The following is a 25199-nucleotide window of genomic DNA, read 5'->3' on the forward strand; positions in this document are numbered from 1 at the left end:
CCGCTTCCGGCCCCGCAGGGACGCGGGCAGCAGCGGCCGGACGAACTCCCACTCTGCATCAGACAGTTCATGGCGACGAATCACCCGACCATGATCCACTAAGCAAGATCAATTGAAGACACGACCTAGCGCGGCTGCATCGTTTGGCTCTCGATTTGGCCCCCCGAATGCCTGACTCAAGATCGTGCCTTGGAGGGAAAGCTGACGCCGGAGAGCGGGTGACCGTCCTGGCTGCATGCCGTGGCCATGCGCCGTCCGACCCTTCCTCTCATCGAGCCCAGAGGAGGGAGGGAAAAGACTGTTCGATTATTTCAGGACTCATTGATGGCTCAACACTTGTGTCCCTCTACAGAGGGTTCAACGTCCCGGCGGCTTGCGGCTACCCTGCGTACAGGATCAACGTCGCTGGGGGGCGGACATGACGAGCTTCGGGTATCGGCTCTTTACGGTCTCGGTGTATCGCGGGACGAAGCGTAGCCCTGTGAACCTGAAGGAGTGTGGGGGCGAGCCCTACAGGGACATCGCGGCCCGGTTGCTTAAGGCTCTTTCTGACCCTGTGATCGGCGACCCACCTACCTCCCCTGATGAGCCTCTGGCGAGCGAAACCGGCGACGTTCGCGGCAAGCCTGCTCTTCGCGTAGAGGGCGTAGAGGTCGTGGACAACACGATACGAGCCAAGATCTGGGTTGGACGTATCGGTAGCCATGAAAAGGCTATGAGTCATGACGGCTCCTTGGACTTTGACATATCTGACAAGGCTGCCATCAACGGATTCCGTGTCATATTCGCGTTTCCTGAGGATGGGACCCACGGGATATTGGCCGTTGAGTCGATCAGCAGGACTTGCCCTGTGGCTCCTTTGATTAAGTGGTTGCGCTATAAATCGCATGAAGAGAGCTTCAATAAGGCCAAGGATTCCGACGCTGCGGTGTTGTGGTGGCGCCCAAAGATAGAGGGTCTCGCGGATGAAGCGAGGCTGGCAGAAATGATCGAGGCGGGGCTCGCTCAAGGCCTGGTTCTGGTGAAGAAGTCTGTGACCCCCGGACGTACGCGGGCGGAAAAAGAGTTTGAAATCCGGGCCCCGTTGGTAAATAATGGGAAGGTGAAGCAGGTAGCGAGCCTTGTAAGGGGTTGGGCTTCACAGGCAAAAGAGGGTGATGGGACGCCTGTGACGACTAACGCGCAGGCTGCTCGTCAATTGGCTGCGATTGTGAGCCCCGAGATTAAGGATCTTGACCTCGATGACGGTTGGGTAGTTCTTGCCGATCCAGACGACCAGGTCAGGCGCATCAACCCAACGACGTTCACGGACGTGTTCACATACAAGCTGTCCGAGGACGAGCCCGTTGTCACACCCAAGTTCTATGCTGAGGTACGAGAGACTGCGAAGGGGCTACAGCCAGCGGCGAAGCTGGCCATCGAGTGGCCCCAGCTGTAGCAAACGAGGGGGTAAGCGTGCTTGATCGATTCAATGTCGCTCCCATCCTGCGCGGCCATTGGAAGGGATTGACCAATGGCCAGTACCTCGTACACAGGCCGGACTTGGCAGCCAGGGCTATTTTGCTGCTTCCGCTCCTGCTGTTCGGATACCTGTTCTGGCGTGGGGCGAGTCTGGCGTCCCCTGCCGCACTTTTGACAGGTGCTGCACTGTTAGCGGGTGGAATGCTCAGTGCATTCACACACCTCTCTACGCTTCGCCTCAAGATAACGGAGTGGGACGGTGATGATGGCGTAAGCCGTTTCAGCGTAGAGAAAGACATGCTTGACGAAACCGCTGCTCACCTTCTGACTGGCTCACTCGCCTGTGTTCTCGACGCGGCTTCGCTCGTCATCGGAATGAATGTGAGCCTTGACAAGGAGGGGCACCTAACAGGATTCTGGGCGGCCCTCTCGGCGGGGATCAGCCTGTACGTCCTGCTGATCTTCGTGGTGATTCTTCCGCGACTCTACTCGGCCTATGTTGAGATCAACAGCGTTACAGGTCGTATGAGTGGATTCACGCGAGGAAAAGGCAGGAGATAAAGACGCCTGGATGGAAAAGGCGGGTGCCGCGCAGAGCGTGCTCGGCACCCGCCTTTTCTGCGCGGTTCCGTCCTCCACGTGGAGGTAGACCGCTTATCGAGGCATAAACCCGGGCTTCTGCTCGGCGAGTGAGTGAAGCCGTGCGAGGTAGTCCTGTGCCCCCGGTTCGGAGCTGTACCGGCGCCTCATTTCGGCAGCGAGTTCTCGACTGGTCATGATGAGGGCCTGCTCCAAGTCGCCCTCGCGGGCCGCTGTGACGCCCAGCGTGACGCGGGCTTCAGAGTTGCGCATCGGCGAGCGCTCGGTGCCGTCGAAGTCTGTTCCCGCCCGCAGGACCTCTTCTGCGAGCGTGCGCGCGAGCCTGTCCTCGCCGACCAGGCGGTAGCAGTCCATCGCGTAGAAGTCGAACTTGGCGGGGTCCACCACGAAGTGGTTGTCCAGGTTCTCCGGGTACGGCATCGCTTCGAGTAGCCGCCGCCCCTTGTCCAGGGCAACCTCAACTTGCCGGCGGTCCCCGAGCCGCGCCCACGCCTTGGCTTCCTGGCCTGCGAGTTGCACAGCTACGCCGTGATGCGGCGCCACTTCCGCCCCGGCCCGCGCCGCTGCGATGACGCCGCGGTAGTCGCCGGTCGTGAGGGCGAACCAGGCCCGCATTTCGTGTGCCCACCCGGCGACCTCCGCATGGTCGGCCTCGGTCGCGAGCGAGAGCGCGGCCTGTCGCGTCGACTCGGCCGCGTGACGGTCGCCCGTGTCGTACTCGACGCAGCCGACCAGGAGCGCGAGCCACCCGGACAGTGCGAGAACTTCGCGGTGCTGGGCGAGCGTGAGGCTCTTCTTATGCAGGTCGACGACGCGGCGAAGCCACTGGCGCCCCTCGACGAGGAGCTGTTCGCTCGGCATGAACGGGTACTCCGACGAGAGCCGGTCAGCCGTGATCCGCAGAGCGTCGAGCGTGGCGTTGTCGACGTCCGACCGGTTGAGGCGGCTTACGATCTCCAGCGTCTCCATGCCGGACGCTGCCAGAATCTCGGTGTCCCCGTCTCGCCGGGAAGGCGCAGGGAAGAGCGCGTGCGTCACCGTGCCGAAGACGGCCGCGATGATCGGTTGGTAGAAGTCGTTCGGCATCTGGCCTGACTCCCAGCGCTTCCACTGGCGAATCATGCTGTCTTCCGCGGGCAACTCTGTCGGAGCGTGCCCCCGCAGTGCCCTCACGGCGTCACGCTGCGACCAATCACGGGCCGCTCGTTCCGCAGCGATGCGCCGCGCCCATGCCGGCCTGTCGTCGTTCATGCGCCCTCCTCCGAGTGCCTGCTCCGAGTCTCGCGCGTGAGGCGGGGGGACAGGGAAGGTGACAGGCGGGTGTCACCTGACATGTCCCCTCCTCCGATCTTCCGTCCCCTGGCTGTCACTTACCTCTCAACTCCCGTTCCACGCATGCTGGTTGCAGATCAAGCACCACCCGGCACGGAGCGACCTTCGAGCGCTTCGAGCCTGCTGCGAAGGTCCGAGACTTCGGAGGTGAGATGTTCGAGCTGGCGCAGGATTTCGGGAAGGTCGACGCCCGCGTCGGCTTCGCTGGATTCGGTGGCTTGCTGCGGATCGCGGGCGTAGCTGCCGCGCGACGTGGTCAGGATGAGCCCATCCTCACGCAGGATCGCAAGGGCTCGCTGAACTGTCATTCCCGAGATCTTGAACCGTGTGGCCAAGTCTCGCACGGAGCCCACATGGGCCCCGGGCTTGATGTCGCCACGGAGGATCTCTTTCCGCAGGATGTCGGCAGCCTGCTCGGACTCCGGTCTGGGGTCGTCTTTCGAGATTTCAGCGCTCATCACGGCATCGAGCGTACCCACCACTAGTACGACCTAGCACGAATCTCGGCGACCCTCTTGCGGCGTGATGCGTGCTAGTACATGCTGTCACGTATCAGCACGGGGAGCCCGGAAGGGCTCACCGGCTGTGCCTCGCAAGTGCTTGACCTGCATGAACTGGCTCGGGATTGCCCGTATGACTGCCGCTAGCGGCGGTCGGAAGGCGGCTTCGGTCGCACGCCGCGGGCCCCGCGCTGATCGTCCCTTGAGAACTGAATACGTGGGCCCCGTCTCCCCGAGTTGAAAAGACGGTCGCGCGGCTCTCGCCGCGCACGTTTCTTCGTTCCGCCCCGATGGTCGTAGGCCGGGTTCGACTCCCGGTCGGGGCGCTCACCCCTGCCGCGTTCGCGGCCGGGGCCCGGAGTAGCCGCCGTCTCACCAACACGCCTGCGGCTCTCCGACTCCCTGTCCCTCCAACCAGGAGCTCCGACATGCGTACCTTCATCGGCCAACAGCAGGCCGTCACCACCGATGAGTTCGTGGAACTCGCGCTTGGCACCCCGGTTGAGCTGTGGCTCGGAGTCGAGGGCGAGACCGAGGACGAGCGCGCGGCCCGGCTGGACGCGGCCCGCGACATCCTCGCCGACAATCCGAGCCTTGCCGACGACGTGGCCCGCATCGCTGCCGAGGTCATCGACATGCACCCCGAGCTGTTCGACGCGGTGCCGCTGCCGCGCCCCGCCCGGCGCCGTGCTGCCCGCAAGGCGGTGGCGGCATGAGGACTGCGATCCCCGCTCCCGAGATGCTTGCCGACCACACCGGCAAGCCACGCCCGTTCGTCGACATGCCGCTCACCTACGAGCAGGCCCGGCTGGGTACGGCCTTTCACGAGGCCGCTCACGCCGTCCTGTCCATGGCCTACGGCATGCACATCATCACCTCCGAGGTCATCGCGTTCGAGCCGGAACCCGGCATGTGGGCCGTCACTGGCAACACCAAGCACCAGGCGCAGAACACCCCGCCGTGGCACTACGCCGCCCAGTGCGCTGCCGGAGAGATCGCGCACGTCAACTACCTCATGGCGTACGGGCTGTGGACGCCGGAGCGCGCCGCCGCGTGCGCCGCCGACCATGACCGTGAGCTGGCCATCGACGTGCTCGCGGAGTTCGGCTTCCACCTCGGTCGCGACCGCGCGCCGGAGGGCGGCAAGTCCTGGGGGATGGTGCGCGGCATGGCCCGCCGCAAGGTCGGCCATCTGTGGCAGGAGATCCGGACCGTCGCGCACGCCATGACCGAGCGCACGGTTCTGACCGGCGACGAAATCGCCGCCCTGACCGGCCTGGTCAACCCGCCGCTGATCGGGGGTGCGGCATGACGACGCCCACCATCGAGCGTGCGGTCGTGCCGCCGCTGACCCGCCCGGAGATGGGGCTCGCCGGACTCGGCGCCCTCGCCGCGGCCGGGGTCGGCGCGCTCGGCCTGATCTCCTCCTTCGACGCTGTCTCCGCCGCCGCGCTGCGGTGGGGCTTCGGTGAGCCGTGGATGCTGCCGGTCGGTATCGACGTGGCCATCCCCGTGTTTACCGTCGCCAACCTGCTGCTGACTCGGATGGACATGGCGCTCGCGTGGGTGCGGTTCGTGCCCTGGGCACTCACCCTGATCACGTGCGGGCTGAACATCGCGGCCGGACACTCCCTGTCTGCGAAGGTCGCGCACGGCACCATGCCGCTGCTGTGGGTGGTGTTCTCCGAGATCGGCGCGCACATCTACGCCGTCCGGATCGGCGCCGCGACCGGCCGCCGTATGGAGAAGATCCGGTTCTCCCGCTGGCTGCTCGCCTTCCCTTCCACCTTCGCGCTGTGGCGCCGCATGACGCTGTGGGAGGTCACCTCGTACTCCGAGGCGCTGAAGCTGGAGAAAAAACGGCAGTTGGCCCGTGCGGATCTGCGTGAGCAGTACGGCCGCAAGTGGCGCTCGAAGACCCCCGAGCGCGAGCGCGTGATGCTGCGCATGGGTGAACTCGCGCCCGCCTCCGAGCAGGAGACGCCCGCACCGCCCCCGGTGGACACCCCGCCGGCACTCCCGGCCAAGCCCAAGCCGCGCCCGCCCCGCCGGACTTCCGACAAGGGCAAGCCCAAGACGCAGCGCACCTTCGAGGACCTGCTGACCGATGCACGCACGGCCACCGCGGAGTGGACCGAGGCGGCACTGACCGCCGACCGCATCCGCACCACGCTGCACGTCTCGCAGGCTAACGCCCGCAAGCTCCGGGAGCAGTTGAAGGCCGAGCGGGCCGAGGGCGGCCAGCTGCACGCGGTCGACGGCGTCGTTACCGATTCGGGGCAGGCTGACGGAACGGCGGTGGCGGCATGACGGCCACCAAGACCGAGCCGCTGAAGGCGTTCAGCTTCGGTGGTGGCGTGCAGTCCATGACTGCTCTGGTCATGGCAGCGTCCGGGGATCTCGACTACCGCACGTTCCTGATGGCCAACGTCGGCGACGACTCCGAGCACCCCGGGACGTTGCGCTACCTGCACCAGTACGCCATCCCGTATGCCGAGGCGCACGGGATTGAGCTGGTCGTGCTGGACCGGATCATGAAGCGCACCCGCACAGTCCGCACGCTGTATCAGGACCTGACCCGTGAGGGATCGCGCTCTCTGAAGATCCCGGTGCGGATGTCCAACGGGGCCCCGGGCACGCGCTCGTGCACCGCCAGCTTCAAAATCGCGGTCATCGGCGACGAACTCAAACGCCGGGGCGCCACCGCGGACCATCCGGCCACGGTCGGGATCGGCATCAGTCTGGATGAGATCGCCCGGGCCAACAAACGGCGCTGCGAGCCGCACGAGCTGATCGAATACCCGCTGTTGGAACGGGGCATCCGGCGCATCGACTGCATGCGGATCATCCGCCGCGCGGGGCTGCCAGTGCCGCCGAAGTCGTCGTGCTGGTTCTGCCCGTTCCACCGGCCGGAGACCTGGCACGACATGCGCCGCAACGAGCCGGAGCTGTTCGAGAAGGCGTGCCAGCTCGAAGAGCTGCTCAACCGCCGCCGCGACGAACTCAGCAAGGACCACGTGTGGCTGACCCGGTTCAACCGGCCTCTGCGCAAGGCCATCCCGGACGGGGTGGACACCCTGCCGTTCGATGACGAAGACACCGGCTGTGACTCCGGCTGGTGCATGACCTGACAGCACTCATCCGGCGGGTGTCGCCCGCTCACCTCCTACAGCGACGGACCGGCCCCGCCTCCCCCTCACACCCGAAAGTGGAAGGACTCTCAGTGAAGCACCCCGACGACGACAACGAACTCTTCGACCGACTCGAAGCCGAGATGACCGCCGACTCCCGCCCCGACTCCGGGGGCGAGGTAGTCGACCTCGATAAGGCACGGTCGGCCCGTACCGAGTCGGCCGACCCGACCACCCGACCCGACTCCGACCGGTCGGCCGACTCCAACCCGGGTCGGTCGGATGCCGAGTCGGACGACCCGACCGCCCGCGTGATGGTCGACCAGCCGACGACCGCGGTCGGTCCGGGCTACCTCGGTCGGCTGCTCGCCGCCAAGCGCCGTGCGGTCGTTCCCGAGTGGCTGCGCTCCACCGCGGAACTGAAGACGGCTGCGGCGTGGGTGGCCCGCCACTACGCCCACTCGCTCGGCTATCACGCCCTGCGCTCCCCGGTCTACGCCGCCCGCCTCACCCTCCAAGCTCCTTCCGGGGCCGCGAAGTTCGTGGGCGGCGCGATGCGGTGGGTTGCCGACCGCGAGGGCGAGCCGGTCCGACTCGCTGCTGTCCGCCGCGAGGACGCAGCCGAGTACCTGAAGCTTTCAAGGCAGCGTGACGGCCGGGTCCGACTGCGCACCCTGGTTGCCGTACTCGCCATGTTCATCGGGCTCGGCTCTGCGCTGGCCATCTACGTCCTCGCCCCCGACTGGCTTCAGGCTCTGTCGGTTGGCGCGGTTGTGATGGCGCTCGGGGCGGCCGGGCGTAAGGCGGATGCCCCGGTCATCCACCGCGCGGTGGAACTGCCAACCTCGGTCAAGCTCACGTCGGACATTGTGCTGCGGGCGCTCGGCTCGCTCGGCATCCCCGCCATCAATCAGGCGCAGGGCAAGGGCCGGGACGGGTTCGAGTTCACCGCCCCGATCACCCGCGACGGGCCCGGCTGGCGTGCGGAGGGCAACCTTCCCTTCGGTGTCACGGTTACCGACATCATCGAACGGCGTGAGCGGCTCGCCTCGGGTCTGCGCCGTCCGCTCGGCTGCGTGTGGCCGGAGGCGGTCCCGAGCGAGCACACCGGTCACCTCGTGCTGTGGGTCGGCGACCAGGACATGTCCAAGGCCAAGAAGCCTGTGTGGCCGCTGCTCAAGTCTGGCTCGGTGGACTTGTTCAAGCCGGTCGCGTTCGGCACCGACCAGCGCGGACGCTGGGTCGAGATCACGCTCATGTACATCGCGGCCGTCATCGGCGCGATTCCCCGCATGGGCAAAACCTTCCTGCTCCGCCTCCTCCTGCTCATCGCGGCCCTGGACCCGCGCGCTGAGCTGCACACCTACGACCTCAAGGGCACTGGCGACCTTGACCCGGTCGGCAACGCCGTGAGCCACCGGCACCGGGCCGGAGACGAAGAGGAGGACATCGAGTACGCGGTCCGCGACCTGCGCGCACTGCGCGAGGAACTCCGCCGCCGCGCCAAGATGATCCGCTCCCTGCCCCGAGACATCTGCCCCGAGTCCAAGGTGACGTCGGAACTGGCGAACAAGGCGTCGCTGGGACTGCACCCGATCGTGGTCGGGGTGGACGAGTGCCAGGTCTGGTTCGAGCACGAGAAGTACGGCAAGGAACTCGAAGAGATCTGCACCGACCTGGTCAAGCGCGGCCCGGCCACCGGGATCGTGCTGCTGCTCGCCACCCAGCGCCCGGACGCGAAGGCGCTGCCCACGGGCATCTCCGCAAATGCGTCGGCCCGGTTCTGCCTGAAGGTCATGGGCCAGCTGGAGAACGACATGGTGCTGGGCACATCCGCCTACAAGCGGGGCGTCCGCGCCACCATGTTCTCTTGGGCTGACAAGGGCATTCACTACTTCGTGGGTGAAGGCTCGGACGCCCGGATCGTCGGCTCGGTTTACGTGGACGCCCCGGCCGCCGAAGCCATCGGCGCCCGCGCCCGCAAGGCTCGCGAACTCGCCGGCACGCTGTCCGGCTACGCGCTCGGGGAAGAGCCCGAGGTCGACGAGATGAGCGCGTATGACCTGCTGCGCGACATCCTCGCCGTGGTCCCGGCCGACGAACCCAAGGTGTGGTCCGAGACGGTCGTCTCCCGCCTCGCCGAACTCCGGTCTGAGGTCTATGACGGCTGGGACCCCGAAGGGCTCGCCGCCGCGCTGAAGCCGCACGGCATCGCCACGATCCAGGTGGGTCGCCGGGTCAACGGCAAGGTCGTCAACCGGCGCGGCATCGACCGCTCCCACATCACCACTGTGATTGCGGAGCGTGACGGAAACCAGGACGCGGGCTGACGCTCCGGGGCCGCTAGCGATAGCGGCACACCCCGCTAACGTTAGCGGCCCCGCTAGCGCCTAAAACCCGCTCTGATCAGGCTGCTAGCGGATAGCGGCCCACCTGCGGAAACCCTTGAAACCCGCCTGAGAGGGCCCGTCATGACCCCTGCCCTGATCGCTATCACCCTCATTCTCGGCGTCACGTTCTGTTACGTCGCTGTGTGCGCTGCCTCGCCGTTCGGCAACTGCCGCAAGTGCAACGGCTGGGGCTTCCAGATGAAGACCGACCGCAAGGGCCGCCAGAAGCGCGGCAAGGACTGCCGCCGCTGCAACGCCACCGGCAAGCGCATCCGCGTCGGCCGCTGGCTCTACAACCGCTGGGCCCGCATCTACCGCTCCGGCACCAACACCCCCTGACCGGAAGGCTTCCGATGATCCTCAGCATCTCCGCCGTCCTGCTGTTCGGCGCCGCGTCCGCCCTCGCCGTCAAGACCAAGTCTGCGGGGGGCGGTTCGGCCATCGTGCTGTTCCTCTTCGGGTTCTTCGCCGCCGGGACCGGAGCCTACGAGCCCATCCACAACCTCGTGCAGGCGTCCGCCGACGCCCTGTCCGCCCTCGGCAACTGAAGGAGGCTCGCTGTGTACGAGCACGCCAACCCCGTATCCGGCCGCCGTGAGGCGCCCGTAGAAGTCCACCGGCCTACCCTCCTTGCCCCGATGCCGTCCGGGCCATTCGTACCGGCGCAGCCGGGCACGATCTCGGCGGTGACGAGCATCGTTCTGCCGGACGGCCGTGTCGTCACCGGCTACGCCGTCGAACCCGCCAAGCCCGAAGCCACCGTGGCCAAGCCGCCCGTCTCCCGCGCGGCCGTGAACATCGCGCTCGCGGGCATCGGATTCGGTGCGGTCTGCGGCGGGCTGTTCCTGCTGACCGCGTTCATCACCGCGCTGACCGCACTGATCACTCAGCTCATCACCCTCGCCGCCGTCATCTTCGGTGGCTGGGTCGCTGTGCAGGTCTTCAGCGCGAGCGACCACCGCGGCGGGACCACAGTCCACATCCGCAAGGCCATCTTCAAGCGCAACCACTTCCACAGCTAGCTACGCCCGAGGCGGGCGCCGTCTCACCACAAGCCTGCGCCCGCCCCGGTTCTCCAGTCCCTCCAAGAGAGCAGGAGATCTCCAGCATGACCCAACGAGCGCGATTCGGCGAGGGCCGTCCGGCCCATGCCACCCCTTCGAGCGCGGCGGAGGTGACGGCATGAACCGTCACCTCCTGTACGCCGCGCTTGCCGCTGCTGAGCAGGGATGGGCCGTCCTCCCCCTCCGCCCCGGCGACAAGCGTCCGGCTCTGCACGGTGAAGACGTCTGCCCCGGCATCGGGGACTGCGCGGGTGGTCACCGCAAGTGGGAAGAGCGCGCCACCATCGACCCGGACCGCATCCGCCGCGCGTGGGGCGATCTGGCGTGCAACGTCGGTATCGCGACCGGCCCGTCCGGGCTGGTCGTCGTCGACCTCGACATGCCCAAGCGGAGGAGCAGTGCGGACACGCCTAACGGCGTGATGACCTTCAGGGCGCTCTGCGAGCGCGCCGGACAGGCCGTGCCCACCACACGTACGGTGCGGACCGCGGGCGGCGGGGTGCATCTGTACTTCGCCGCCCCGCCCGGGGTCCGGCTCGGCAACACTGCCGGACGGCTCGGCAAGCGCATCGACACCCGCGCGTGGGGCGGCTATGTCGTCGCCCCTGGCAGCCTCACCCCCACGGGCGCATACGCGATCGTCAACGACGTACCGCCCGCGCCTCTGCCGGAATGGCTGTGCGCTCGCCTGACGGTTCGTCAGGCTTCGCGGGCATTGACGGCTGCACCGTCAGCCGTTCGAGCCTCCAGCTACGCGGCATCGGGCTTGAACGCGGAAACCGCGGCCGTACGGCAGGCTCCGGAGGGTGAGCGCAACGCCACGTTGCTCCGAGCGGCGCGAGCCTTGGGGCGGTTCGTCGCGTGGGGCGACCTTCCCAGGGAGCAGGTTGAGGAGGCTCTTCAGTGGGCGGGGGAGCAGGCCGGTCTGTCGCCGCGGTCGTGTGAGGCGACCATTCGCAGCGGTCTGGAGTGGTCCATCCCTCGCAACAGTCAGCGGAGGGCGGCATGAGCACCCCTCTCCGCCCCTCCCTGAAGAGCCATTCCACTACTCCCACCGGTCCGTGCGTCGCCGTTGAAGCCGGGCCTGGTTCGGCCGTGGGCGAGCCGAAAGGCGCCGCCCGCAAGGGCGTCCCTTCTGCTCTTCGTCCCGGCCCGCACCCGGGCGACGGCCGGTATCCGGTCGCGTGGCTGTGCATCGCTGCGCCGCCCGGCGCCGTGCCCACCGCTACCTCGAAGTGCCTGTGCGGCAGGGACCGAAGCGCCGTCGGACGCCCGAAGGTGCTCGCCCTGGTCGACGACCACGCTGCCCACCGTGACGCATGCCCGCTCCGCACCAATCAGGAAGGGAGGCAGGCGGCATGAGCACCAACCCGCCGGCACCCGCCATGGACGGCTCCGCACTGCTCGATGAAGTCGAAGCGTTCCACCGCCGCTTCAACATCTTCCCCCTCGAAGCCGCGTACGTCGCCGTGACGCTGTGGGACGCGCACGCCCATCTGCTCGACTGCTTCGACTCCACACCGCGGCTCGCGTTCCTCTCGCCGGAGCCGGGCTCGGGTAAGTCCCGCGCGCTGGAGATCGTGGAAACCCTCGTGCCGCAGCCGATGGTCGCGGTCAACGCTTCGGCTTCCGCCCTCTTCCGCGCGGTGTCCGGGATGGAGGGACGGCCGACGATTCTCTTCGACGAGATCGACACCGTATTCGGGCCCAAGGCCGGAGAGAACGAGCAACTCCGCGGGTTCCTCAATGCGGGCCACCGCCGCTCCGGCGTCATGTGGCGCTGCGTCGGTGACGGAGCCAACCAGCAAGTACAGGAGTTCCCCTCATTCTGCGGAGTTGCGGTCGCCGGGCTCGGCTCACTGCCCGACACGATCCTGACTCGCTCGGTCATCGTCCGCATGCGTCGCCGTGCTCCCAACGAGCGCGTCGAGCCGTTCCGTCAGCGCATTCACGAGAAGGAAGGGCACGCGCTGCGCGACCGGCTTGCCGCATGGGCACAGTCCGTCCGCCACCTGGTCGACGGAGTGTTCCCGGCCCTGCCGGAAGGTGTCAGCGACCGGCCCGCGGACGTGTGGGAGCCCCTGCTCGCCATTGCGGACGCGGCGGGCGGCACATGGCCGGAGCGGGCCCGCGCCGCCTGCATCGAACTGGTCAACGCAGCCAAGACCAGCGACAAGGGCAGCATCGGCATCCGGCTGTTGACCGACCTGCGCGACTACGTGTTCAACGGCATCGACCGCCTGCCCACCGTCGCCATCCTCGACAGGCTGCACAGCCTCGAAGAGGCGCCCTGGGCGGACATGAGTGGCAAGCCGCTCGATGCCCGCGGGCTGTCGAGGATGCTGCGGGAGTACATGACCGCGGACAACACCCCCATCGCGGCCCGCAACATCAAGGCAGGCGGGAGCGTCATGAAGGGGTACTACGCGACGGACCTTCACGACGCGTGGCAGCGGTACTGCCCACCCCCCGCGGAAAGTGCGCTACTTCCGCTACCGCCGCTACCGAGCAGGTCAGAGCCCTAAAGCCGGTAGCGGATCGGCACTCCGCATCCGCTACCGCGTCGCCCTTCCCGCTACCGGTCCCGCGGCCACAAACGCGGGGCCGGTAGCGGCTCCATCCGCTACCGCTACCCCCTGCCGCTACCTGGATCATGCCCCTGACCTGGGAGGTAGCGGAGGTAGCGGCGGTAGCGGACTTGAGAGGAAGAGGAGCCAATGCACTCGGGTGAGAAGAACCCCGACCTCCCCAAGTCCTACTCCGCTGCGCAAGTTGCCGAGGCGCTCGATTGCTCCGAGTGGTGGGTGAAGGAGCAGGCACGGAGACGCCGTATCCCGTTCCTCAGGAGCGGCAGCGGCTACCGCTTCACCCGAAACCACGTGGAGGAGATCTTCCACATCCTCGAAGAACGACCCGACCCGGTGAATACACCTCAGATCAGCGCTACTTCGACTCGCCGACGCACGTTCGTCCCCTTCGACGTGCCCACCGTGCCGCTTCAAGCACGACGCCCCCGGCGCGCTCGGAACGCTGTCTGACGAAGAACGAAAGACCTCAATGGGCGGGAGCCGAGTCAAGGCTCCCGCCCATTGCTGGTGATGAGAGGACGAATGGGGTTCGTAGAAGACCGCGGCACGTACTGGCGTGGCCGCTACAAAATCGCACCGGGCAAGTACGGCACGGTCGCCGACGACCAGGGAAACACCATCCGCTTCCGAACGAAACGCGAAGCCAAGCAGGCGGCCGACGCTGAAGAGGCGAAGGTGCGCGCGGGCGCCTGGAAGGACCCGGCCGCGGGACAGATCACCTTCGGTGAGTACGCCTCACGGTGGTATGCCGCTCAGGATCTCGCTGCTTCAACCATGCAGAACTACCGTCGCCACCTGGAGGAACACCTACTTCCCGAGTTCGAAGACCGCTCGCTTGCTTCGATCCAACGCACGGACGTCGACGCATGGGAGAAGAAGGAGAAGGCGCTCTATGCCGTATCGAGCGTTAAGACGTGGCGCGGCACCCTTCACCTGGTCCTCGAAGACGCGGTACAGGACGAACTCATCACTGCGAATCCTGCGACGAAGCGGCGAGGCAGAGGGAAGCGCGCGGGGCGTTCGCGTGACCGCGGGCCGGAGAAGGTCGTCACGAGTCCGCTCGGCATTCTCCTGAGTGCTGAGCGCGCTGCCCTGCTGTCAGGGCGAGACGACGAATTCGTTGCTGTGGTGACCAAGGGCTACACAGGGATGCGATGGGGCGAAATCGTCGGCTTGGAGACCCAGTTCATCCGTCGCGCTGCTCTCCGTGTGGAGTGGCAGCTCTACGAACTCGACTCGGGAGAGTTCGAGCGCTGCCCACCCAAAGACGACAGCTACCGCACCATCGACGCTCCGACGTGGCTAACTCGGCTCTGGACAGGCCACATTGCCCGTACCCAACCGAAGCCCTGTTCTTGCCATGGCAACACCTACATGTTCCGTGGACAGGGTGTCTCCCGAACGGGGGAGACCGGCGCAAAGGTGGTGGACGTAGCGAGACGTGCCGGCGTATCGACAGGCACCGTGTCCAACGTCCTCAACCGACCGGACGTCGTAGCCGAAGCCACCAGGACCCGTGTGCGGGAAGCTATCGACGCGCTCGGCTTCACTCGCGGCGGGGGAGCCATTGAGCAGGCTGAGCACTGGCGCCGGAACGGATTCGCTACCTGGCTCTTCACTCCGGCCGTCTCGGGTTGGTATCCGAAGAAGGCGCCACAGGAAGCGCGACCGGTGCCTGTGCTCGCCGACCCTTGGCCTGGCGTCCCAGCGCGGGGGAGAGGTGCGCAGGCTCGGGCGGACAGTTGTTGGGTGCCGATCGCGAAGGGGCTCACACCCCACGGGCTACGCCACACGCACAAGACGCGCATGGAAGGGTTCCGCACCCCGCCGAAGCTGATGGATGAGCGCATGGGACACATCGACGGCTCGGTACAGGCGCGCTACTCGCACATCACCCGGGAGATGCGTGAGGAGCTGTTGGTGAATCTCACCGCCGAGTGGTCGGCGTCCCTGGACGCCCGGCTCGGTATGAGCCCTAGTTCACCGGTTGCTGTGCTCGACGACCTCCTGAAGCAGCACCGCAAGAGTAGGCACATCGTTCCGGAGAAGTAAGGCCCCCCGGCGTGACGCCTGGAGTAGACAGACTCTGTCGCATGGATTAGACAGTGCGTGTCGCCTATGATAGACAAGCCGGGTGCGTAAAAACGCGTTGTTGCAGCAGCTTCGGCGTATCGCCGCAAGCAAGGACGCGGATCTCGAATTTGTAAGGCAGGGAGCAAGGCATGAGATCTACGCCCTCCGGGGTGTCTCGCTTCCTGTCCCGCGACATCGAGAGATCGCCGAGGGAACCGCTACGACTCTGATCAAGGCGGCGGAAGGAGCGTGATCGACTGGGGGGCCGAGTGTAGGTCGGCCCCCTCCGATCAGGTTCCCACGACTTCGGCGGGGCGCACAGACAAGGAAAAAGGAATCGGGAAGGAGAAAGGAGAGATGACGGACACCGCTACCTACCATGCAGTTGCAACCCGCGACGGGGCGCACTGGGTAGTCAAGATCGACGACTTGCCGGACGGGCTTGTCGGAGTTACCCAGGGACGTACCTGGAGTGAAGCAAGGAAGATGGCTGCTGATGTGGTGGCCTTGCTGCTGGAGGTTCCCGAAGAGTCCTTCGACGTAGTGATGCGGCCGGCCGATCCTGAAATGGCCGATGCGATCGTCACGGCAGAGAAGGCGAGGGAGGAAGCCGAACTGGCTAGCAAGGCCGCTGCTGAGGCCCTAGCAGCTGCGGCGCGAACCCTGACCGGGAAGGCCACGGTCCGGGATGCGGGCTCGATGCTCGGTGTCTCACATCAGTACATCGCCAAACTGGCTCCGCAGAAGAGTTGATTCTTCTCGGCGCCTCAGGTGGGCAGCGCCCCTGCCAGCTTGCCAGCTGGCAGGGGCGCTGCTTTGCACTGAAGGTACGGTCCGTCTCGGGTCAGCCTCCGGTCTGGCGGCCAGTGCGGTGGGCCAGGGTATGACTGCCTTTCAGGCTCCTTCGCACGTTCGTCTCTAGGGGCTCATGAGGGGTGATTCCCAAGATCTTCTCCCCGATTTCTCCCAGGAGCCCCTAGAAACCACTCAGGGGCCCGACCCGCTAAGCGGATCAGGCCCCTGACCTGGTACTTCACTGTCGGGGTGGCGGGATTTGAACCCACGACCTCTTCGTCCCGAACGAAGCGCGCTGCCAAGCTGCGCTACACCCCGATGTCGCCGCTCGTCGCGGTGACGTCGTTTACTTTAGCCCACCGGTGGCTGGAGACGAAATCCGGTTTTGGCGCGGTGGTGGGCGCGGTGGCGGACGGGGTTCGGGCGGGCGTGGTCCAGGGCGACCAGGAGGACCGCCAGGGCGTAGATGGCCAGACCGAGGAGGAGGGCGTTGCCGAGGGCGCCCTTGTAGCCGTGCTGGTCCACGTCCAGGAAGGGGTACAGGTACCGGGCCGGCGTGCCCTCCGCCAGGAGCTCGCCCCTTGAGAGGGAGAACGCCAGGTAGGTCAGGGGGTACAGCATCCACGCTGTCGCCTGGCGCAGGTGCAGGGCGCCCGGCGCAGTCAGCAGGAGCCAGTCCAGGGCCGCCGCGATCGGGGTGATCGTGTGCAGGACGACGTTCGTGACCGCGTGCCAGCCCGTCGGCGGCGCCGTCTCCCCCGTCATCGAGAACGGGCTCGACGCGTTCGCCAGGAGTACGTGGTACACCAGGCCCGTGACCGCGACGTAGAGCAGGGTCGCGCCCGTGATCGCCGACGGCAGCGGCTTGCGGGCCGCCCACGCCCGGCGTGCCGCGAACACCATGACCAGCGCAAGCAGGATGTTGCTCTGGATCGTGAAGTAGCTCAGGACCCGCAGTGGGCTGCCGAGGACAAGGTCGATCGTCACCGCCCCCGCCGCCACCAAGGCGGTCAGCAGGCGGAAGGCGGCGGCCAGCCGGCGGCGCACGGGGTCCACCACCGCGGTGGCGGGAACGGGGGAGGGCAACAGCCCCGGGATGCCCGGCACGGCGGGCAGGTCCGGGATGTCCCTGGGTATGGGGGCGGTCATGTCCCTCACGCTAAGCAGAGGGGACAAAAGGGGCTATGCGGGCGGTCCGTGCGGGTTACCCCCAGCCGCCGCCGGTCGGCCCCATTCGCCGCCGACTACGGCTAGCCCTGTTCGCCTCCGGCCGACCTGTACGCCGCAGCCGCCGCCCTCGGCTGCCCCCGGCTGGCTACCCGCCGCCCTCGGACCCGCTCCGTCAGACCTTCTCCGTCAGACCTTCTCCGTCAGCGTCAGCAGCGTCGCCTCCGGTGGGCACGCGAAGCGGAACGGGGTGTAGCGGTTCGTGCCGCAGCCCGCCGAGACGTGCAAGAAGGACGTGCGACCCTCCGCCGTGTGCCTCGACAGGCCCTTCACCCGTTCCGTGTCCAGGTCACAGTTGGTGACCAGGGCCCCGTAGAAGGGGACGCACAGCTGACCGCCGTGCGTGTGGCCGGCCAGTACCAGGGGGTAGCCGTCCGCCGTGAAGGAGTCCAGTACGCGGAGATACGGCGCGTGCACCACGCCCATCGAGAAGTCCGCCGTATCGGAGGGACCGCCCGCGACCTCGGCGTACCGGTCCCGCTTGATGTGCGGGTCGTCCAGGCCGGTCAGCTCCACCGACACCCCGTCGACCTTCAGGATCCCCCGCGTGTTGGTCAGGTTCACCCAGCCCGCGGCGTCGAAGCCGTCCCGCAGCTCCTCCCACGGGTTGTGGATCGCGCCCACCGCCGGCGGGTTGCCGTTCAGGCCGTGCCGCCCCTGCGCCTTCTCGGGCAGATAGCGCGCCGGGTTGCGGAGCTTCGGGCCGTAGTAGTCGTTCGAGCCGAAGACGTACGCGCCAGGGAACTCCATCAGCGGGCCCAGCGCGTCCAGCACCTCGGGCACGCCCTCGGTGTCCGAGAGGTTGTCGCCCGTGTTGATCACGAAGTCGGGGCGCAGGCCCGCCAGCGAGCGCAGCCAGCGCTGCTTCTTGCGCTGTCCGCCGACCATGTGGATGTCGGAGACCTGGAGCACACGCAGGGGGCCCATCCCCGCGGGCAGGACGGGGACCGTCACCCGTCGCAGACGGAAGGAGCGGGCCTCGAAACCCGCCGAGTAGAGCAGTCCGGCGGCACCAGCCGCCGCGATTCCCAGAGGTACTCCGTATCGCGCGCGCATACCTCCATCGTGTCAGACCGCCCCCGACTTCCGTGCCCGGCCGTCCTCAACTCCCGTGCTCGGCGGCCCTCAAGCGCTCGCGCGGGAAATCAACAGGCGTCCGCTCACCCGCACCTGCGACAATCGTCCCCATGACCACGCTCAAGTCGAAGCTGCAGGATGACCTCAACGCCGCGATCAAGGAGCGCGACGAGCTCCGCTCCTCGACGCTCCGGCTGACGCTCGCCGCGATCACCAAGGAGGAGGTCGCGGGCAAGGAGAAGCGCGAGCTCTCCGACGACGAGGTGCAGAAGGTGATCACCCGCGAGGCGAAGAAGCGGCGCGAGGCCGCCGACGCCTTCGCGCAGGGTGGTCGTCCCGAGTCCGCCGAGCGGGAGAAGGCGGAGGGCGAGGTGCTCGCCGCGTACCTGCCCAAGCAGCTCGACGACGAGGAGCTGGAGCGGATCGTCGCCCAGGCCGTCGAGGAGGCGAAGGCGGGTGGCGCCCAGGGCCCGCGGGCCATGGGCGCGGTCATGAAGATCGTGAACCCGAAGGTGGCGGGCCAGGCGGAGGGCGGCCGGGTCGCCGCCGCCGTGAAGAAGCTCCTCGCGGGCTGACCGACTGGCCGGCCGTACGACTGAGCAAAGCCGGCACCGGCCCACTCAGCACCGGCCTACGGCTCACCACCGGCCTACGGCCCAACAGAACCGCGGCCGCTTTCCCCTCCGTAGAAGAGGGGAAAGCGGCCGCGGTCATACGAGGTACGCGGGGCCTCAGCCCCAGCCACCCCCGTTGCCGTTCCCGTTGTTCGTCTGTCCCTGGATGAAGTCCTCGGGGATCGAGAAGGACGGCGTCGGTTCGGTCGTACCGCCGTCGGAGCCCGTGGTCGTGGCGCCGTCGACGCCGGTGCCGCCGTCGACCAGGCCGCCGATCAGACCGCCGTTGCCGTTGCCGTTGTTGCCGTTCTCGTCGCCGTTGCCGTTGTCGTTGTCCTCGTCGTCGCCGCGGTCCTCGTCGTCGCCCCGGTCGCTGCGCGGGATGTCGACCAGGTTGAACTCGGGGGCCTCCCAGCCCTCCAGGGCGCCGGTCATCATGTCGCGCCAGATCGGGCCGGGCACCTGGCCACCGAAGACCTTGGCGTGCGGGACACCGCCGATGGTGATGTTCTGCATCTTCCGCTTGTGCGCCGGGTCGCCGACCCAGACCGCGCCGGCCATGTTCGGGGTGTAGCCCACGAACCAGGCGGCGTAGCGCTCGTCCGTCGTACCGGTCTTACCGGCGCTCGGGCGGCCGCCGAGGCCCGCCTGCTGGCCCGTACCGTCCTCGACCACGCCCCGCAGCAGGGTGTTGATGGTGTCCGCGGTCTTCTCGGACATCGCGCGTGAGCAGGTCGACTTGGGGACCTCGAGGGACTTGGTCTCGCCGCCGACCCGCCGGCTGATCGACTCGATGGCGATCGGCGTGCAGTACATCCCGCGCGCGGCGAAGGTGGCGTAGCCGTTCGCCATGGTCAGCGGGGACATCTCCTGGGTGCCGAGGGCGATCGAGGGAGCCTGCTGCATCTTGTCGCCGTCCGCGCGCTCGACGCCCATCTTCTCGGCCATCTCGGTGACCGGGCAGATGCCGATCTCGCTGATCATCTCGACGTAGTAGGTGTTGACCGACTTCGCGGTCGCCTCCCGCATGTCGTACGGGCCGACCTCGGAGCTGTTCTCGTTCTCCAGCGGGACGCCCTTCTCGTCCCAGATCTTGCCGTCGCAGGCCTGGACCGGGGTCGGGTAGTCCATCTGGTACGGCGAGCCGTACACCTTGTTGGCGGGCATGCCGCCCTCCAGGGCCGCCGCGGCCACGATCGGCTTGAAGGTCGAACCGGGCTGGTAGCCCGCGCCGCCGCCCATGGCCGCGTCGACCGAGAGGTTGATCTGGGTCTCGTTCTTGCCGAAGCCGTACGGGCGGGACTGGCCCATGGCCAGGATCTTGCCGGTGCCGGGCTCGACGATGGTCGCGGCGGTCGCCACCTCGTCGCTCTGGTAGACGTGGTCCTTGACCGACTCCTGGACCGACTCCTGGGCCTGCGGGTCGAGGGTGGTCTGGATGGTCAGACCGCCCTGGTTCCAGATCTTGGCCCGGGCCTCCTTGGTCTTGCCGAAGACCGGATCGCTCAGGAAGGCCGCGCGGACGTAGTCGCAGAAGAAGCCCGCGCCCTTCACGGCGGTGATGCAGCCGTTCTTGGGCTTGCTGACCTTCAGGCCCAGTGGCTTCTCCTTGGCCTTGTCGGCCTCGCCCTGGGAGATGTCGCCGACCTCGGCCATGCGCTGCAGCACGGTGTTGCGCCGCTTGGTGGCCTCGGCCTCGTCGTTGACCGGGTCGTAGCGCGAGGGCGACTGCACGATGCCGGCGAGCAGGGCCGCTTCCTGCACCTTGAGGTTCTTCGCCGACTTGGAGAAGTACCGCTGGGCGGCGGCCTCGACGCCGTAGGCCTGCTGGCCGAAGAAGGTGATGTTCAGGTAGTTCTCGAGGATCTTCTTCTTGCCGAGCTCCTCCTCGACCTGGATCGCGTACTTCAGTTCGCGGATCTTGCGGCCGAGGGTCTGCTGGGTGGCCTGCGCGACCTTCGTCGGGTCGTCGCCCGCCTCCTCGACGAACACGTTCTTCACGTACTGCTGGGTGAGCGTGGAGGCGCCCTCGGCGACCCCGCCGCTCTGCGCGTTGCGGTTGAGGGCGCGCAGGACGCCCTTCAGGTCGACCGCGCCGTGCTGGTAGAAGCGGGCGTCCTCGATCGCGACGATCGCCTTCTGCATGTACGGCGAGATGTCCTTGAGGTCCACCACCGTGCGGTCGCGTGAGTAGACCGTGGCGATCGTGCCGCCCTCGGAGTCCAGGATCGTCGTGCGCTGACTCAGCGGAGGAGTCTTGAGGTTCGCGGGGAGCTCGTCGAAACTCTCGACCGAGCCCTTGGCGGCGAGCCCCAGGGCACCGACCGCGGGCAGGGCGATCCCCGCCAGGACGGCTCCGGCGAGCACACTGACACCGAGGAACTTGGCGGCCTGCTGCGTTGGCGACAGACCACCGCCCGAGCGCTTCTTTGGCATGAGGGCAGCCTACGTTCTCATTCGCCGGACACGCGTATATGCCTTGGCCTAAGCTGCTCTCAACTGTCACAGCAGTAGGGCCACGTATCAATACGTCCGGCGACCCCGAATCGTTCCGGTCGGCCATCAACTTTTTGATGGGGGCGTGTCCGAATCCGCCTTGTGTGTCACTTGGCGCCCGTTGTGACTCAATGGAACTGTCCCGGTTTGCCGGGATGATCACGCATGTCACCAGCTCACTCCCCCGGGTGATCTGCCGCTTACCCATAGTCCGTTCGGGCCATTCAAGATTGGGCCCGCTGGGGGTGTTGCGCTGTGCCCACCTTCCGTAACGTCCTCAACTGGCGGCGGTGAATATGCCGCTGCCGCCGTGGGGGAGCCTCGATTCGGGAGAGGACGGCGCCGGTATGGGCTGGGTAACCGACTGGAGTGCGCAGGCGGCCTGCCGCACTACCGATCCGGATGAACTGTTCGTGCAGGGAGCAGCGCAGAACAGGGCCAAGGCGGTGTGCACCGGATGTCCGGTACGCACGGAATGTCTGGCCGATGCGCTCGACAACCGCGTCGAGTTCGGCGTATGGGGAGGCATGACGGAACGGGAGCGCCGCGCACTGCTGCGCAGGCGTCCCACCGTCACCTCGTGGCGCCGGCTGCTGGAGACGGCTCGTACGGAGTACGAGCGCGGGGCGGGCATCCTGCCCCTCGACGATGACGAGGTGTACGAGAACTACGCGGCGGTGAGCTGACAGCTCTCCGGTTGGTTCACGTCAAGGGTCAGGCCACGGGGTGGGCAGCTCCGCTGGTCTGGTTCAGGCCCCGGGGCTGGGCAGCTCCGGTCGGCCCGTCGCCAGCCGGTTTCCGATGTCCCGCAGCCCCGCGAGGTCGTGTACGTCGCCGGGCAGCGCGGCCACTTCGGCCACCGCCACCTCGGGGTGGAGTGCGGTGAAGCGGTCACGCGTGCGCTGCTCGCGGGAGAGCAACTGCATACGGTCCGCGTGCAGCCTCAACAGGCCGGCGGTGAGCTGGTCGGGCTGTGCCGGGACCGGGTCCGTGGTGGCGGGGGAGCCTGCCGCTGCGGCTTCGGACGGGGCCTCGGTCGCTGGAGCTTCTGAACTGCCGTACGTGTCGGGAGAGTTACGAAGTCCAGCTTTCCCGCCCTCCTGATCGACAATGCGGGACTCCTCAAGATTTTCCGCGGCGGCGAGCGCCCGCTCGGCCGACAGCCGGTCGGCGCCGCTGCCGTGGACACGGTTGAGCACCAGACCCGCGAGCGGCATGTCCTCGGCGGCCAGCCGCTGCACGAAGTACGCGGCCTCGCGCAGCGCGTCCCGCTCCGGCGCCGCGACCACCAGGAACGCCGTCCCGGGCGCCTGGAGCAGCTTGTACGTCGCGTCCGCGCGCGTACGGAAGCCGCCGAACATCGAGTCCATCGCGGCCACGAACGTCTGGACGTCCTTCAGCAGCTGACCCCCCAGCAGCTTGCCGAGCGCGCCGGTCATCATCGACATGCCGACGTTCAGGAACTTCATGCCGGCCCGGCCGCCGACCTTGGCCGGGGCGAGGAGGACCCGGATCAGCTTGCCGTCCAGGAAGGACCCGAGCCGCTTGGGGGCGTCCAGGAAGTCCAGGGCGGAGCGGGAGGGCGGGGTGTCGACGACGATCAGGTCCCACTCCTCCTTCGCCCGCAGCTGGCCGAGCTTCTCCATCGCCATGTACTCCTGCGTGCCCGCGAAGCCCGCCGAGAGCGACTGGTAGAAGGGGTTGCCCAGGATCGCGGCGGCCCGCTCGGGGTCCGCGTGCGCCTCGACGATCTCGTCGAAGGTGCGCTTCATGTCGAGCATCATCGCGTGCAGTTCGCCGTCGCCCTCGACGCCCTTCACCCGGCGCGGGGTGTTGTCGAGCGAGTCGATGCCCATGGACTGGGCGAGCCGGCGGGCCGGGTCGATCGTGAGGACCACGACCTTGCGGCCCCGCTCGGCGGCGCGCAGGCCGAGGGCCGCGGCGGTGGTGGTCTTGCCGACGCCGCCGGAACCGCAGCACACGATGATGCGGGTCTTGGGGTCGTCGAGCAGCGGGTCCACGTCCAGGTTGCGGGCGGGGGAGAGGTGGTGGATCTGGGGGCCCGAGTGGGCCCCTGTCTGCGTGCCTGCCTGGGCGCCGGCTTCCGGGCTCATGTCATCCCCTGCTCTCGCAGCTCGGTGGCCAGTTCGTACAGCCCTGCCAGGTCCATTCCCTCGGTGAGCAGCGGCAGTTCGTGCAGCGGCAGACCCAGTTCGCCGAGGACCGCCCGCTGTTCGTGTTCCAGCTCGTAGCGCTCGGCGTACTCCTCCGCCTGCTGCAGCAGCGGGTCCACGAGGCGCTCCGCGTGCCCGCCGCGCCGCGCGCCGCCGAGGCCGGCCGCCGACAGGGACTGCGCGATGGCCGTACGCGGTGTGGTCCGTACGAGTTCCAGTTCGGCCGGGTCCAACACCTGGGGACGCACCATGTTCACGATGACCCGGCCCACGGGGAGGCGGGCCGCGCGCAGTTCGGCGATGCCGTCGGCGGTCTCCTGGACCGGCATCTCCTCCAGCAGCGTCACCAGGTGTACGGCCGTCTCCTTGGACTTCAGCACCCGCATCACCGCCTGGGCCTGATTGTGTATCGGGCCGATCTTGGCGAGGCCCGCGACCTCGTCGTTGACGTTCAGGAAGCGGGTGACGCGGCCCGTGGGTGGGGCGTCCATGACGACGTAGTCGTACACGAACCGTCCGCCCTTGTCCTTACGGCGTACGGCCTCGCAGGCCTTGCCGGTCAGGAGGACGTCTCTGAGCCCCGGCGCGACGGTGGTGGCGAAGTCGATGGCGCCGAGTTTCTTCAGTGCCCGGCCCGCGCCGCCCATTTTGTAGAACATCTGGAGGTAGTCCAGAAGGGCCAGTTCGGGGTCGATGGCGAGGGCGTACACCTCCCCGCCCCCCGGAGCGACGGCGATCTTCCGCTCCTCGTAGGGCAGCGCCTCCGTCTCGAAGAGCTGCGCGATGCCCTGCCGGCCCTCGACCTCGACGAGAAGCGTCCGCTTCCCCTCGGTGGCGAGGGCGAGCGCGAGGGCGGCGGCGACCGTGGTCTTTCCGGTCCCGCCCTTGCCGCTGACGACCTGAAGCCTGCTCACGTCTTCGAGCCTAACCAGTCGGCCGCCGGATCACGCCGGAGGCTGTGGACAACGTGTGCGCGAGGCCCTGTACGGCAGCGGCTAAAGTCGGCCACATGACCAAGTGGGAATACGCAACTGTGCCGCTGCTCGTCCACGCCACGAAGCAGATTCTGGACACCTGGGGCGAGGACGGCTGGGAGCTCGTCCAGGTCGTGCCCGGGCCGAACAACCCCGAGCAGCTGGTGGCCTACCTGAAGCGCGCGAAGCAGGAGAAGAAGGCGTGAGCGTGGTGGAGGCCCGGTTGGCCGAGCTGGGTCTGACGCTGCCGGCGGTCGTGCCGCCGCTGGCCTCCTATCAGCCGGCCGTGCAGTCGGGTGTGTACGTCTACACCTCCGGCCAGCTGCCGATGGTGGAGGGCAAGCTTCCGGTCACCGGCAAGGTGGGCGCGGAGGTCACGGCGGAGGAGGCGAAGGAACTCGCGCGCACCTGTGCTCTGAACGCCCTCGCCGCGGTCAAGTCCGTGGCCGGTGACCTGGACCGCATCGCGCGTGTGGTGAAGGTCGTCGGCTTCGTCGCGTCGGCCGCGGACTTCACGGGTCAGCCGGCCGTGGTGAACGGCGCGAGCGAGCTCCTCGGCGAGGTCCTCGGCGACAAGGGCGTCCACGCGCGCAGCGCGGTCGGCGTCGCGGTGCTCCCGCTGGACGCGCCGGTCGAGGTCGAGGTGCAGGTGGAGCTCACGCACGCGTGACGCCCACGGCGCCTGTGCGGCTCGGGCGGGGGT

Annotated in this window: 25 protein-coding genes and 1 tRNA gene; 18 read left to right on the forward strand and 8 right to left on the reverse strand. The window is 67.6% G+C overall.

Annotated features, from left to right (window positions below):
- Nucleotides 1-418: 418 nt before the first annotated feature.
- Entirely contained in the window at nucleotides 419-1438 is a 1020-nt protein-coding gene (locus ACWDRW_RS13050) for a hypothetical protein (protein WP_451722709.1), read from the forward strand.
- Between the two features lie 17 nt (nucleotides 1439-1455).
- The gene (locus tag ACWDRW_RS13055) at nucleotides 1456-2022 is read left to right on the forward strand and encodes a hypothetical protein (protein ID WP_451722711.1); all 567 of its coding nucleotides are present in this window, start codon (nucleotides 1456-1458) and stop codon (nucleotides 2020-2022) included.
- 93 nt (nucleotides 2023-2115) lie between these two features.
- Here ACWDRW_RS13055 and ACWDRW_RS13060 read toward each other — a convergent pair whose 3' ends face one another.
- Both ACWDRW_RS13060 and ACWDRW_RS13065 read right to left on the reverse strand, forming a co-directional pair.
- Nucleotides 2116-3312, reverse strand: coding sequence for an XRE family transcriptional regulator (locus ACWDRW_RS13060; RefSeq protein ID WP_451722712.1), 1197 nt, complete (start codon nucleotides 3310-3312; stop codon nucleotides 2116-2118).
- A gap of 158 nt (nucleotides 3313-3470) precedes the next feature.
- Entirely contained in the window at nucleotides 3471-3851 is a 381-nt protein-coding gene (locus ACWDRW_RS13065; protein ID WP_451722713.1) for a GntR family transcriptional regulator, read from the reverse strand.
- A 470-nt stretch (nucleotides 3852-4321) separates the two neighbouring features.
- Between ACWDRW_RS13065 and ACWDRW_RS13070 the strand changes: the two genes are divergently transcribed.
- The 12 genes from ACWDRW_RS13070 (at nucleotide 4322) to ACWDRW_RS13125 (ending at nucleotide 15892) form a co-directional block, all read left to right on the forward strand.
- On the forward strand, nucleotides 4322-4609 hold the full coding sequence (locus ACWDRW_RS13070) for a hypothetical protein (RefSeq protein ID WP_390111141.1): 288 nt from the start codon (nucleotides 4322-4324) through the stop codon (nucleotides 4607-4609).
- On the forward strand, nucleotides 4606-5205 hold the full coding sequence (locus tag ACWDRW_RS13075) for a hypothetical protein (protein ID WP_451722715.1): 600 nt from the start codon (nucleotides 4606-4608) through the stop codon (nucleotides 5203-5205). The genes ACWDRW_RS13070 and ACWDRW_RS13075 overlap by 4 nt, the downstream gene beginning before the upstream one ends.
- On the forward strand, nucleotides 5202-6203 hold the full coding sequence (locus ACWDRW_RS13080) for a DUF2637 domain-containing protein (RefSeq protein WP_451722717.1): 1002 nt from the start codon (nucleotides 5202-5204) through the stop codon (nucleotides 6201-6203). Before ACWDRW_RS13075 ends, ACWDRW_RS13080 begins: the two co-directional genes overlap by 4 nt.
- Entirely contained in the window at nucleotides 6200-7024 is an 825-nt protein-coding gene (locus ACWDRW_RS13085; protein WP_451722718.1) for a phosphoadenosine phosphosulfate reductase, read from the forward strand. Before ACWDRW_RS13080 ends, ACWDRW_RS13085 begins: the two co-directional genes overlap by 4 nt.
- A gap of 92 nt (nucleotides 7025-7116) precedes the next feature.
- Nucleotides 7117-9354 carry a cell division protein FtsK gene (locus tag ACWDRW_RS13090; protein ID WP_451722720.1) on the forward strand — a complete coding sequence of 746 codons (2238 nt, stop codon included), beginning with the start codon at nucleotides 7117-7119 and terminating at the stop codon, nucleotides 9352-9354.
- Nucleotides 9355-9495: 141 nt separating this feature from the next.
- Nucleotides 9496-9753: a hypothetical protein gene (locus tag ACWDRW_RS13095; protein WP_451722722.1), complete on the forward strand. Its 258-nt coding sequence runs from the start codon at nucleotides 9496-9498 to the stop codon at nucleotides 9751-9753.
- A gap of 14 nt (nucleotides 9754-9767) precedes the next feature.
- Nucleotides 9768-9962: a hypothetical protein gene (locus ACWDRW_RS13100; protein WP_037717778.1), complete on the forward strand. Its 195-nt coding sequence runs from the start codon at nucleotides 9768-9770 to the stop codon at nucleotides 9960-9962.
- A gap of 12 nt (nucleotides 9963-9974) precedes the next feature.
- The gene (locus ACWDRW_RS13105) at nucleotides 9975-10436 is read left to right on the forward strand and encodes a hypothetical protein (protein ID WP_451722724.1); all 462 of its coding nucleotides are present in this window, start codon (nucleotides 9975-9977) and stop codon (nucleotides 10434-10436) included.
- A 160-nt stretch (nucleotides 10437-10596) separates the two neighbouring features.
- The gene (locus ACWDRW_RS13110) at nucleotides 10597-11487 is read left to right on the forward strand and encodes a bifunctional DNA primase/polymerase (RefSeq protein WP_451722727.1); all 891 of its coding nucleotides are present in this window, start codon (nucleotides 10597-10599) and stop codon (nucleotides 11485-11487) included.
- Nucleotides 11488-11836: 349 nt separating this feature from the next.
- Nucleotides 11837-13003 carry a DUF3631 domain-containing protein gene (locus tag ACWDRW_RS13115; protein WP_451722729.1) on the forward strand — a complete coding sequence of 389 codons (1167 nt, stop codon included), beginning with the start codon at nucleotides 11837-11839 and terminating at the stop codon, nucleotides 13001-13003.
- Nucleotides 13004-13588: 585 nt separating this feature from the next.
- Nucleotides 13589-15118, forward strand: a complete 1530-nt coding sequence (locus ACWDRW_RS13120) for a LacI family DNA-binding transcriptional regulator (protein WP_451722731.1) — start codon at nucleotides 13589-13591, stop codon at nucleotides 15116-15118.
- A 378-nt stretch (nucleotides 15119-15496) separates the two neighbouring features.
- Nucleotides 15497-15892: a type II toxin-antitoxin system HicB family antitoxin gene (locus ACWDRW_RS13125; RefSeq protein ID WP_451722733.1), complete on the forward strand. Its 396-nt coding sequence runs from the start codon at nucleotides 15497-15499 to the stop codon at nucleotides 15890-15892.
- A 286-nt stretch (nucleotides 15893-16178) separates the two neighbouring features.
- Here ACWDRW_RS13125 and ACWDRW_RS13130 read toward each other — a convergent pair.
- From ACWDRW_RS13130 to ACWDRW_RS13140, 3 genes are all read right to left on the reverse strand, one after another.
- Nucleotides 16179-16252: transfer RNA gene (locus ACWDRW_RS13130), tRNA-Pro, on the reverse strand.
- Between the two features lie 33 nt (nucleotides 16253-16285).
- Nucleotides 16286-17083, reverse strand: coding sequence for a Pr6Pr family membrane protein (locus ACWDRW_RS13135; protein ID WP_451722735.1), 798 nt, complete (start codon nucleotides 17081-17083; stop codon nucleotides 16286-16288).
- 207 nt (nucleotides 17084-17290) lie between these two features.
- Nucleotides 17291-18217 carry a metallophosphoesterase gene (locus ACWDRW_RS13140; RefSeq protein ID WP_451722736.1) on the reverse strand — a complete coding sequence of 309 codons (927 nt, stop codon included), beginning with the start codon at nucleotides 18215-18217 and terminating at the stop codon, nucleotides 17291-17293.
- 131 nt (nucleotides 18218-18348) lie between these two features.
- On the opposite strand from ACWDRW_RS13140, the gene ACWDRW_RS13145 reads away from it, so the two are divergent.
- The gene (locus ACWDRW_RS13145; RefSeq protein ID WP_451722738.1) at nucleotides 18349-18813 is read left to right on the forward strand and encodes a GatB/YqeY domain-containing protein; all 465 of its coding nucleotides are present in this window, start codon (nucleotides 18349-18351) and stop codon (nucleotides 18811-18813) included.
- A gap of 156 nt (nucleotides 18814-18969) precedes the next feature.
- Here the strand turns inward: ACWDRW_RS13145 and ACWDRW_RS13150 are convergent, their stop codons facing one another.
- Complete coding sequence (locus tag ACWDRW_RS13150; RefSeq protein WP_451722739.1) at nucleotides 18970-21288, reverse strand: transglycosylase domain-containing protein; 2319 nt, start codon at nucleotides 21286-21288, stop codon at nucleotides 18970-18972.
- 407 nt (nucleotides 21289-21695) lie between these two features.
- Here ACWDRW_RS13150 and wblA point away from each other — a divergent pair, with 407 nt between their 5' ends.
- Nucleotides 21696-22034 carry a transcriptional regulator WblA gene (gene wblA / locus ACWDRW_RS13155; RefSeq protein ID WP_067033339.1) on the forward strand — a complete coding sequence of 113 codons (339 nt, stop codon included), beginning with the start codon at nucleotides 21696-21698 and terminating at the stop codon, nucleotides 22032-22034.
- A gap of 63 nt (nucleotides 22035-22097) precedes the next feature.
- Here the strand turns inward: wblA and ACWDRW_RS13160 are convergent, their stop codons facing one another.
- Together ACWDRW_RS13160 and ACWDRW_RS13165 are read right to left on the reverse strand one after the other, a co-directional pair.
- Nucleotides 22098-23462 (reverse strand): ArsA family ATPase, encoded by a 1365-nt coding sequence (locus tag ACWDRW_RS13160; protein WP_451722741.1) that lies wholly within the window; start codon nucleotides 23460-23462, stop codon nucleotides 22098-22100.
- Nucleotides 23459-24436, reverse strand: a complete 978-nt coding sequence (locus ACWDRW_RS13165) for an ArsA family ATPase (protein WP_451722743.1) — start codon at nucleotides 24434-24436, stop codon at nucleotides 23459-23461. Before ACWDRW_RS13165 ends, ACWDRW_RS13160 begins: the two co-directional genes overlap by 4 nt.
- Nucleotides 24437-24531: 95 nt before the next feature.
- On the opposite strand from ACWDRW_RS13165, the gene ACWDRW_RS13170 reads away from it, so the two are divergent.
- Together ACWDRW_RS13170 and ACWDRW_RS13175 are read left to right on the forward strand one after the other, a co-directional pair.
- Nucleotides 24532-24702: a DUF4177 domain-containing protein gene (locus tag ACWDRW_RS13170; protein ID WP_451722745.1), complete on the forward strand. Its 171-nt coding sequence runs from the start codon at nucleotides 24532-24534 to the stop codon at nucleotides 24700-24702.
- On the forward strand, nucleotides 24699-25166 hold the full coding sequence (locus tag ACWDRW_RS13175; protein WP_451722746.1) for a RidA family protein: 468 nt from the start codon (nucleotides 24699-24701) through the stop codon (nucleotides 25164-25166). Before ACWDRW_RS13170 ends, ACWDRW_RS13175 begins: the two co-directional genes overlap by 4 nt.
- Nucleotides 25167-25199 lie beyond the last annotated feature (33 nt).

The organism is Streptomyces sp. NPDC003635, from assembly GCF_053587635.1.

Excerpts from the sequence above, each read along its gene's own strand:
- ACWDRW_RS13050 (WP_451722709.1), top strand. The coding sequence starts at position 419 with ATGACGAGCTTCGGGTATCGGCTCTTTACGGTCTCGGTGTATCGCGGG.
- ACWDRW_RS13060 (WP_451722712.1), bottom strand. The coding sequence starts at position 3,312 with ATGAACGACGACAGGCCGGCATGGGCGCGGCGCATCGCTGCGGAACGA.
- ACWDRW_RS13065 (WP_451722713.1), bottom strand. The coding sequence starts at position 3,851 with ATGAGCGCTGAAATCTCGAAAGACGACCCCAGACCGGAGTCCGAGCAG.
- ACWDRW_RS13070 (WP_390111141.1), top strand. The coding sequence starts at position 4,322 with ATGCGTACCTTCATCGGCCAACAGCAGGCCGTCACCACCGATGAGTTC.
- ACWDRW_RS13075 (WP_451722715.1), top strand. The coding sequence starts at position 4,606 with ATGAGGACTGCGATCCCCGCTCCCGAGATGCTTGCCGACCACACCGGC.
- ACWDRW_RS13080 (WP_451722717.1), top strand. The coding sequence starts at position 5,202 with ATGACGACGCCCACCATCGAGCGTGCGGTCGTGCCGCCGCTGACCCGC.
- ACWDRW_RS13085 (WP_451722718.1), top strand. The coding sequence starts at position 6,200 with ATGACGGCCACCAAGACCGAGCCGCTGAAGGCGTTCAGCTTCGGTGGT.
- ACWDRW_RS13095 (WP_451722722.1), top strand. The coding sequence starts at position 9,496 with ATGACCCCTGCCCTGATCGCTATCACCCTCATTCTCGGCGTCACGTTC.
- ACWDRW_RS13100 (WP_037717778.1), top strand. The coding sequence starts at position 9,768 with ATGATCCTCAGCATCTCCGCCGTCCTGCTGTTCGGCGCCGCGTCCGCC.
- ACWDRW_RS13110 (WP_451722727.1), top strand. The coding sequence starts at position 10,597 with ATGAACCGTCACCTCCTGTACGCCGCGCTTGCCGCTGCTGAGCAGGGA.
- ACWDRW_RS13115 (WP_451722729.1), top strand. The coding sequence starts at position 11,837 with ATGAGCACCAACCCGCCGGCACCCGCCATGGACGGCTCCGCACTGCTC.
- ACWDRW_RS13120 (WP_451722731.1), top strand. The coding sequence starts at position 13,589 with ATGGGGTTCGTAGAAGACCGCGGCACGTACTGGCGTGGCCGCTACAAA.
- ACWDRW_RS13125 (WP_451722733.1), top strand. The coding sequence starts at position 15,497 with ATGACGGACACCGCTACCTACCATGCAGTTGCAACCCGCGACGGGGCG.
- ACWDRW_RS13135 (WP_451722735.1), bottom strand. The coding sequence starts at position 17,083 with ATGACCGCCCCCATACCCAGGGACATCCCGGACCTGCCCGCCGTGCCG.
- ACWDRW_RS13140 (WP_451722736.1), bottom strand. The coding sequence starts at position 18,217 with ATGCGCGCGCGATACGGAGTACCTCTGGGAATCGCGGCGGCTGGTGCC.
- ACWDRW_RS13145 (WP_451722738.1), top strand. The coding sequence starts at position 18,349 with ATGACCACGCTCAAGTCGAAGCTGCAGGATGACCTCAACGCCGCGATC.
- ACWDRW_RS13150 (WP_451722739.1), bottom strand. The coding sequence starts at position 21,288 with ATGCCAAAGAAGCGCTCGGGCGGTGGTCTGTCGCCAACGCAGCAGGCC.
- wblA (WP_067033339.1), top strand. The coding sequence starts at position 21,696 with ATGGGCTGGGTAACCGACTGGAGTGCGCAGGCGGCCTGCCGCACTACC.
- ACWDRW_RS13160 (WP_451722741.1), bottom strand. The coding sequence starts at position 23,462 with ATGAGCCCGGAAGCCGGCGCCCAGGCAGGCACGCAGACAGGGGCCCAC.
- ACWDRW_RS13170 (WP_451722745.1), top strand. The coding sequence starts at position 24,532 with ATGACCAAGTGGGAATACGCAACTGTGCCGCTGCTCGTCCACGCCACG.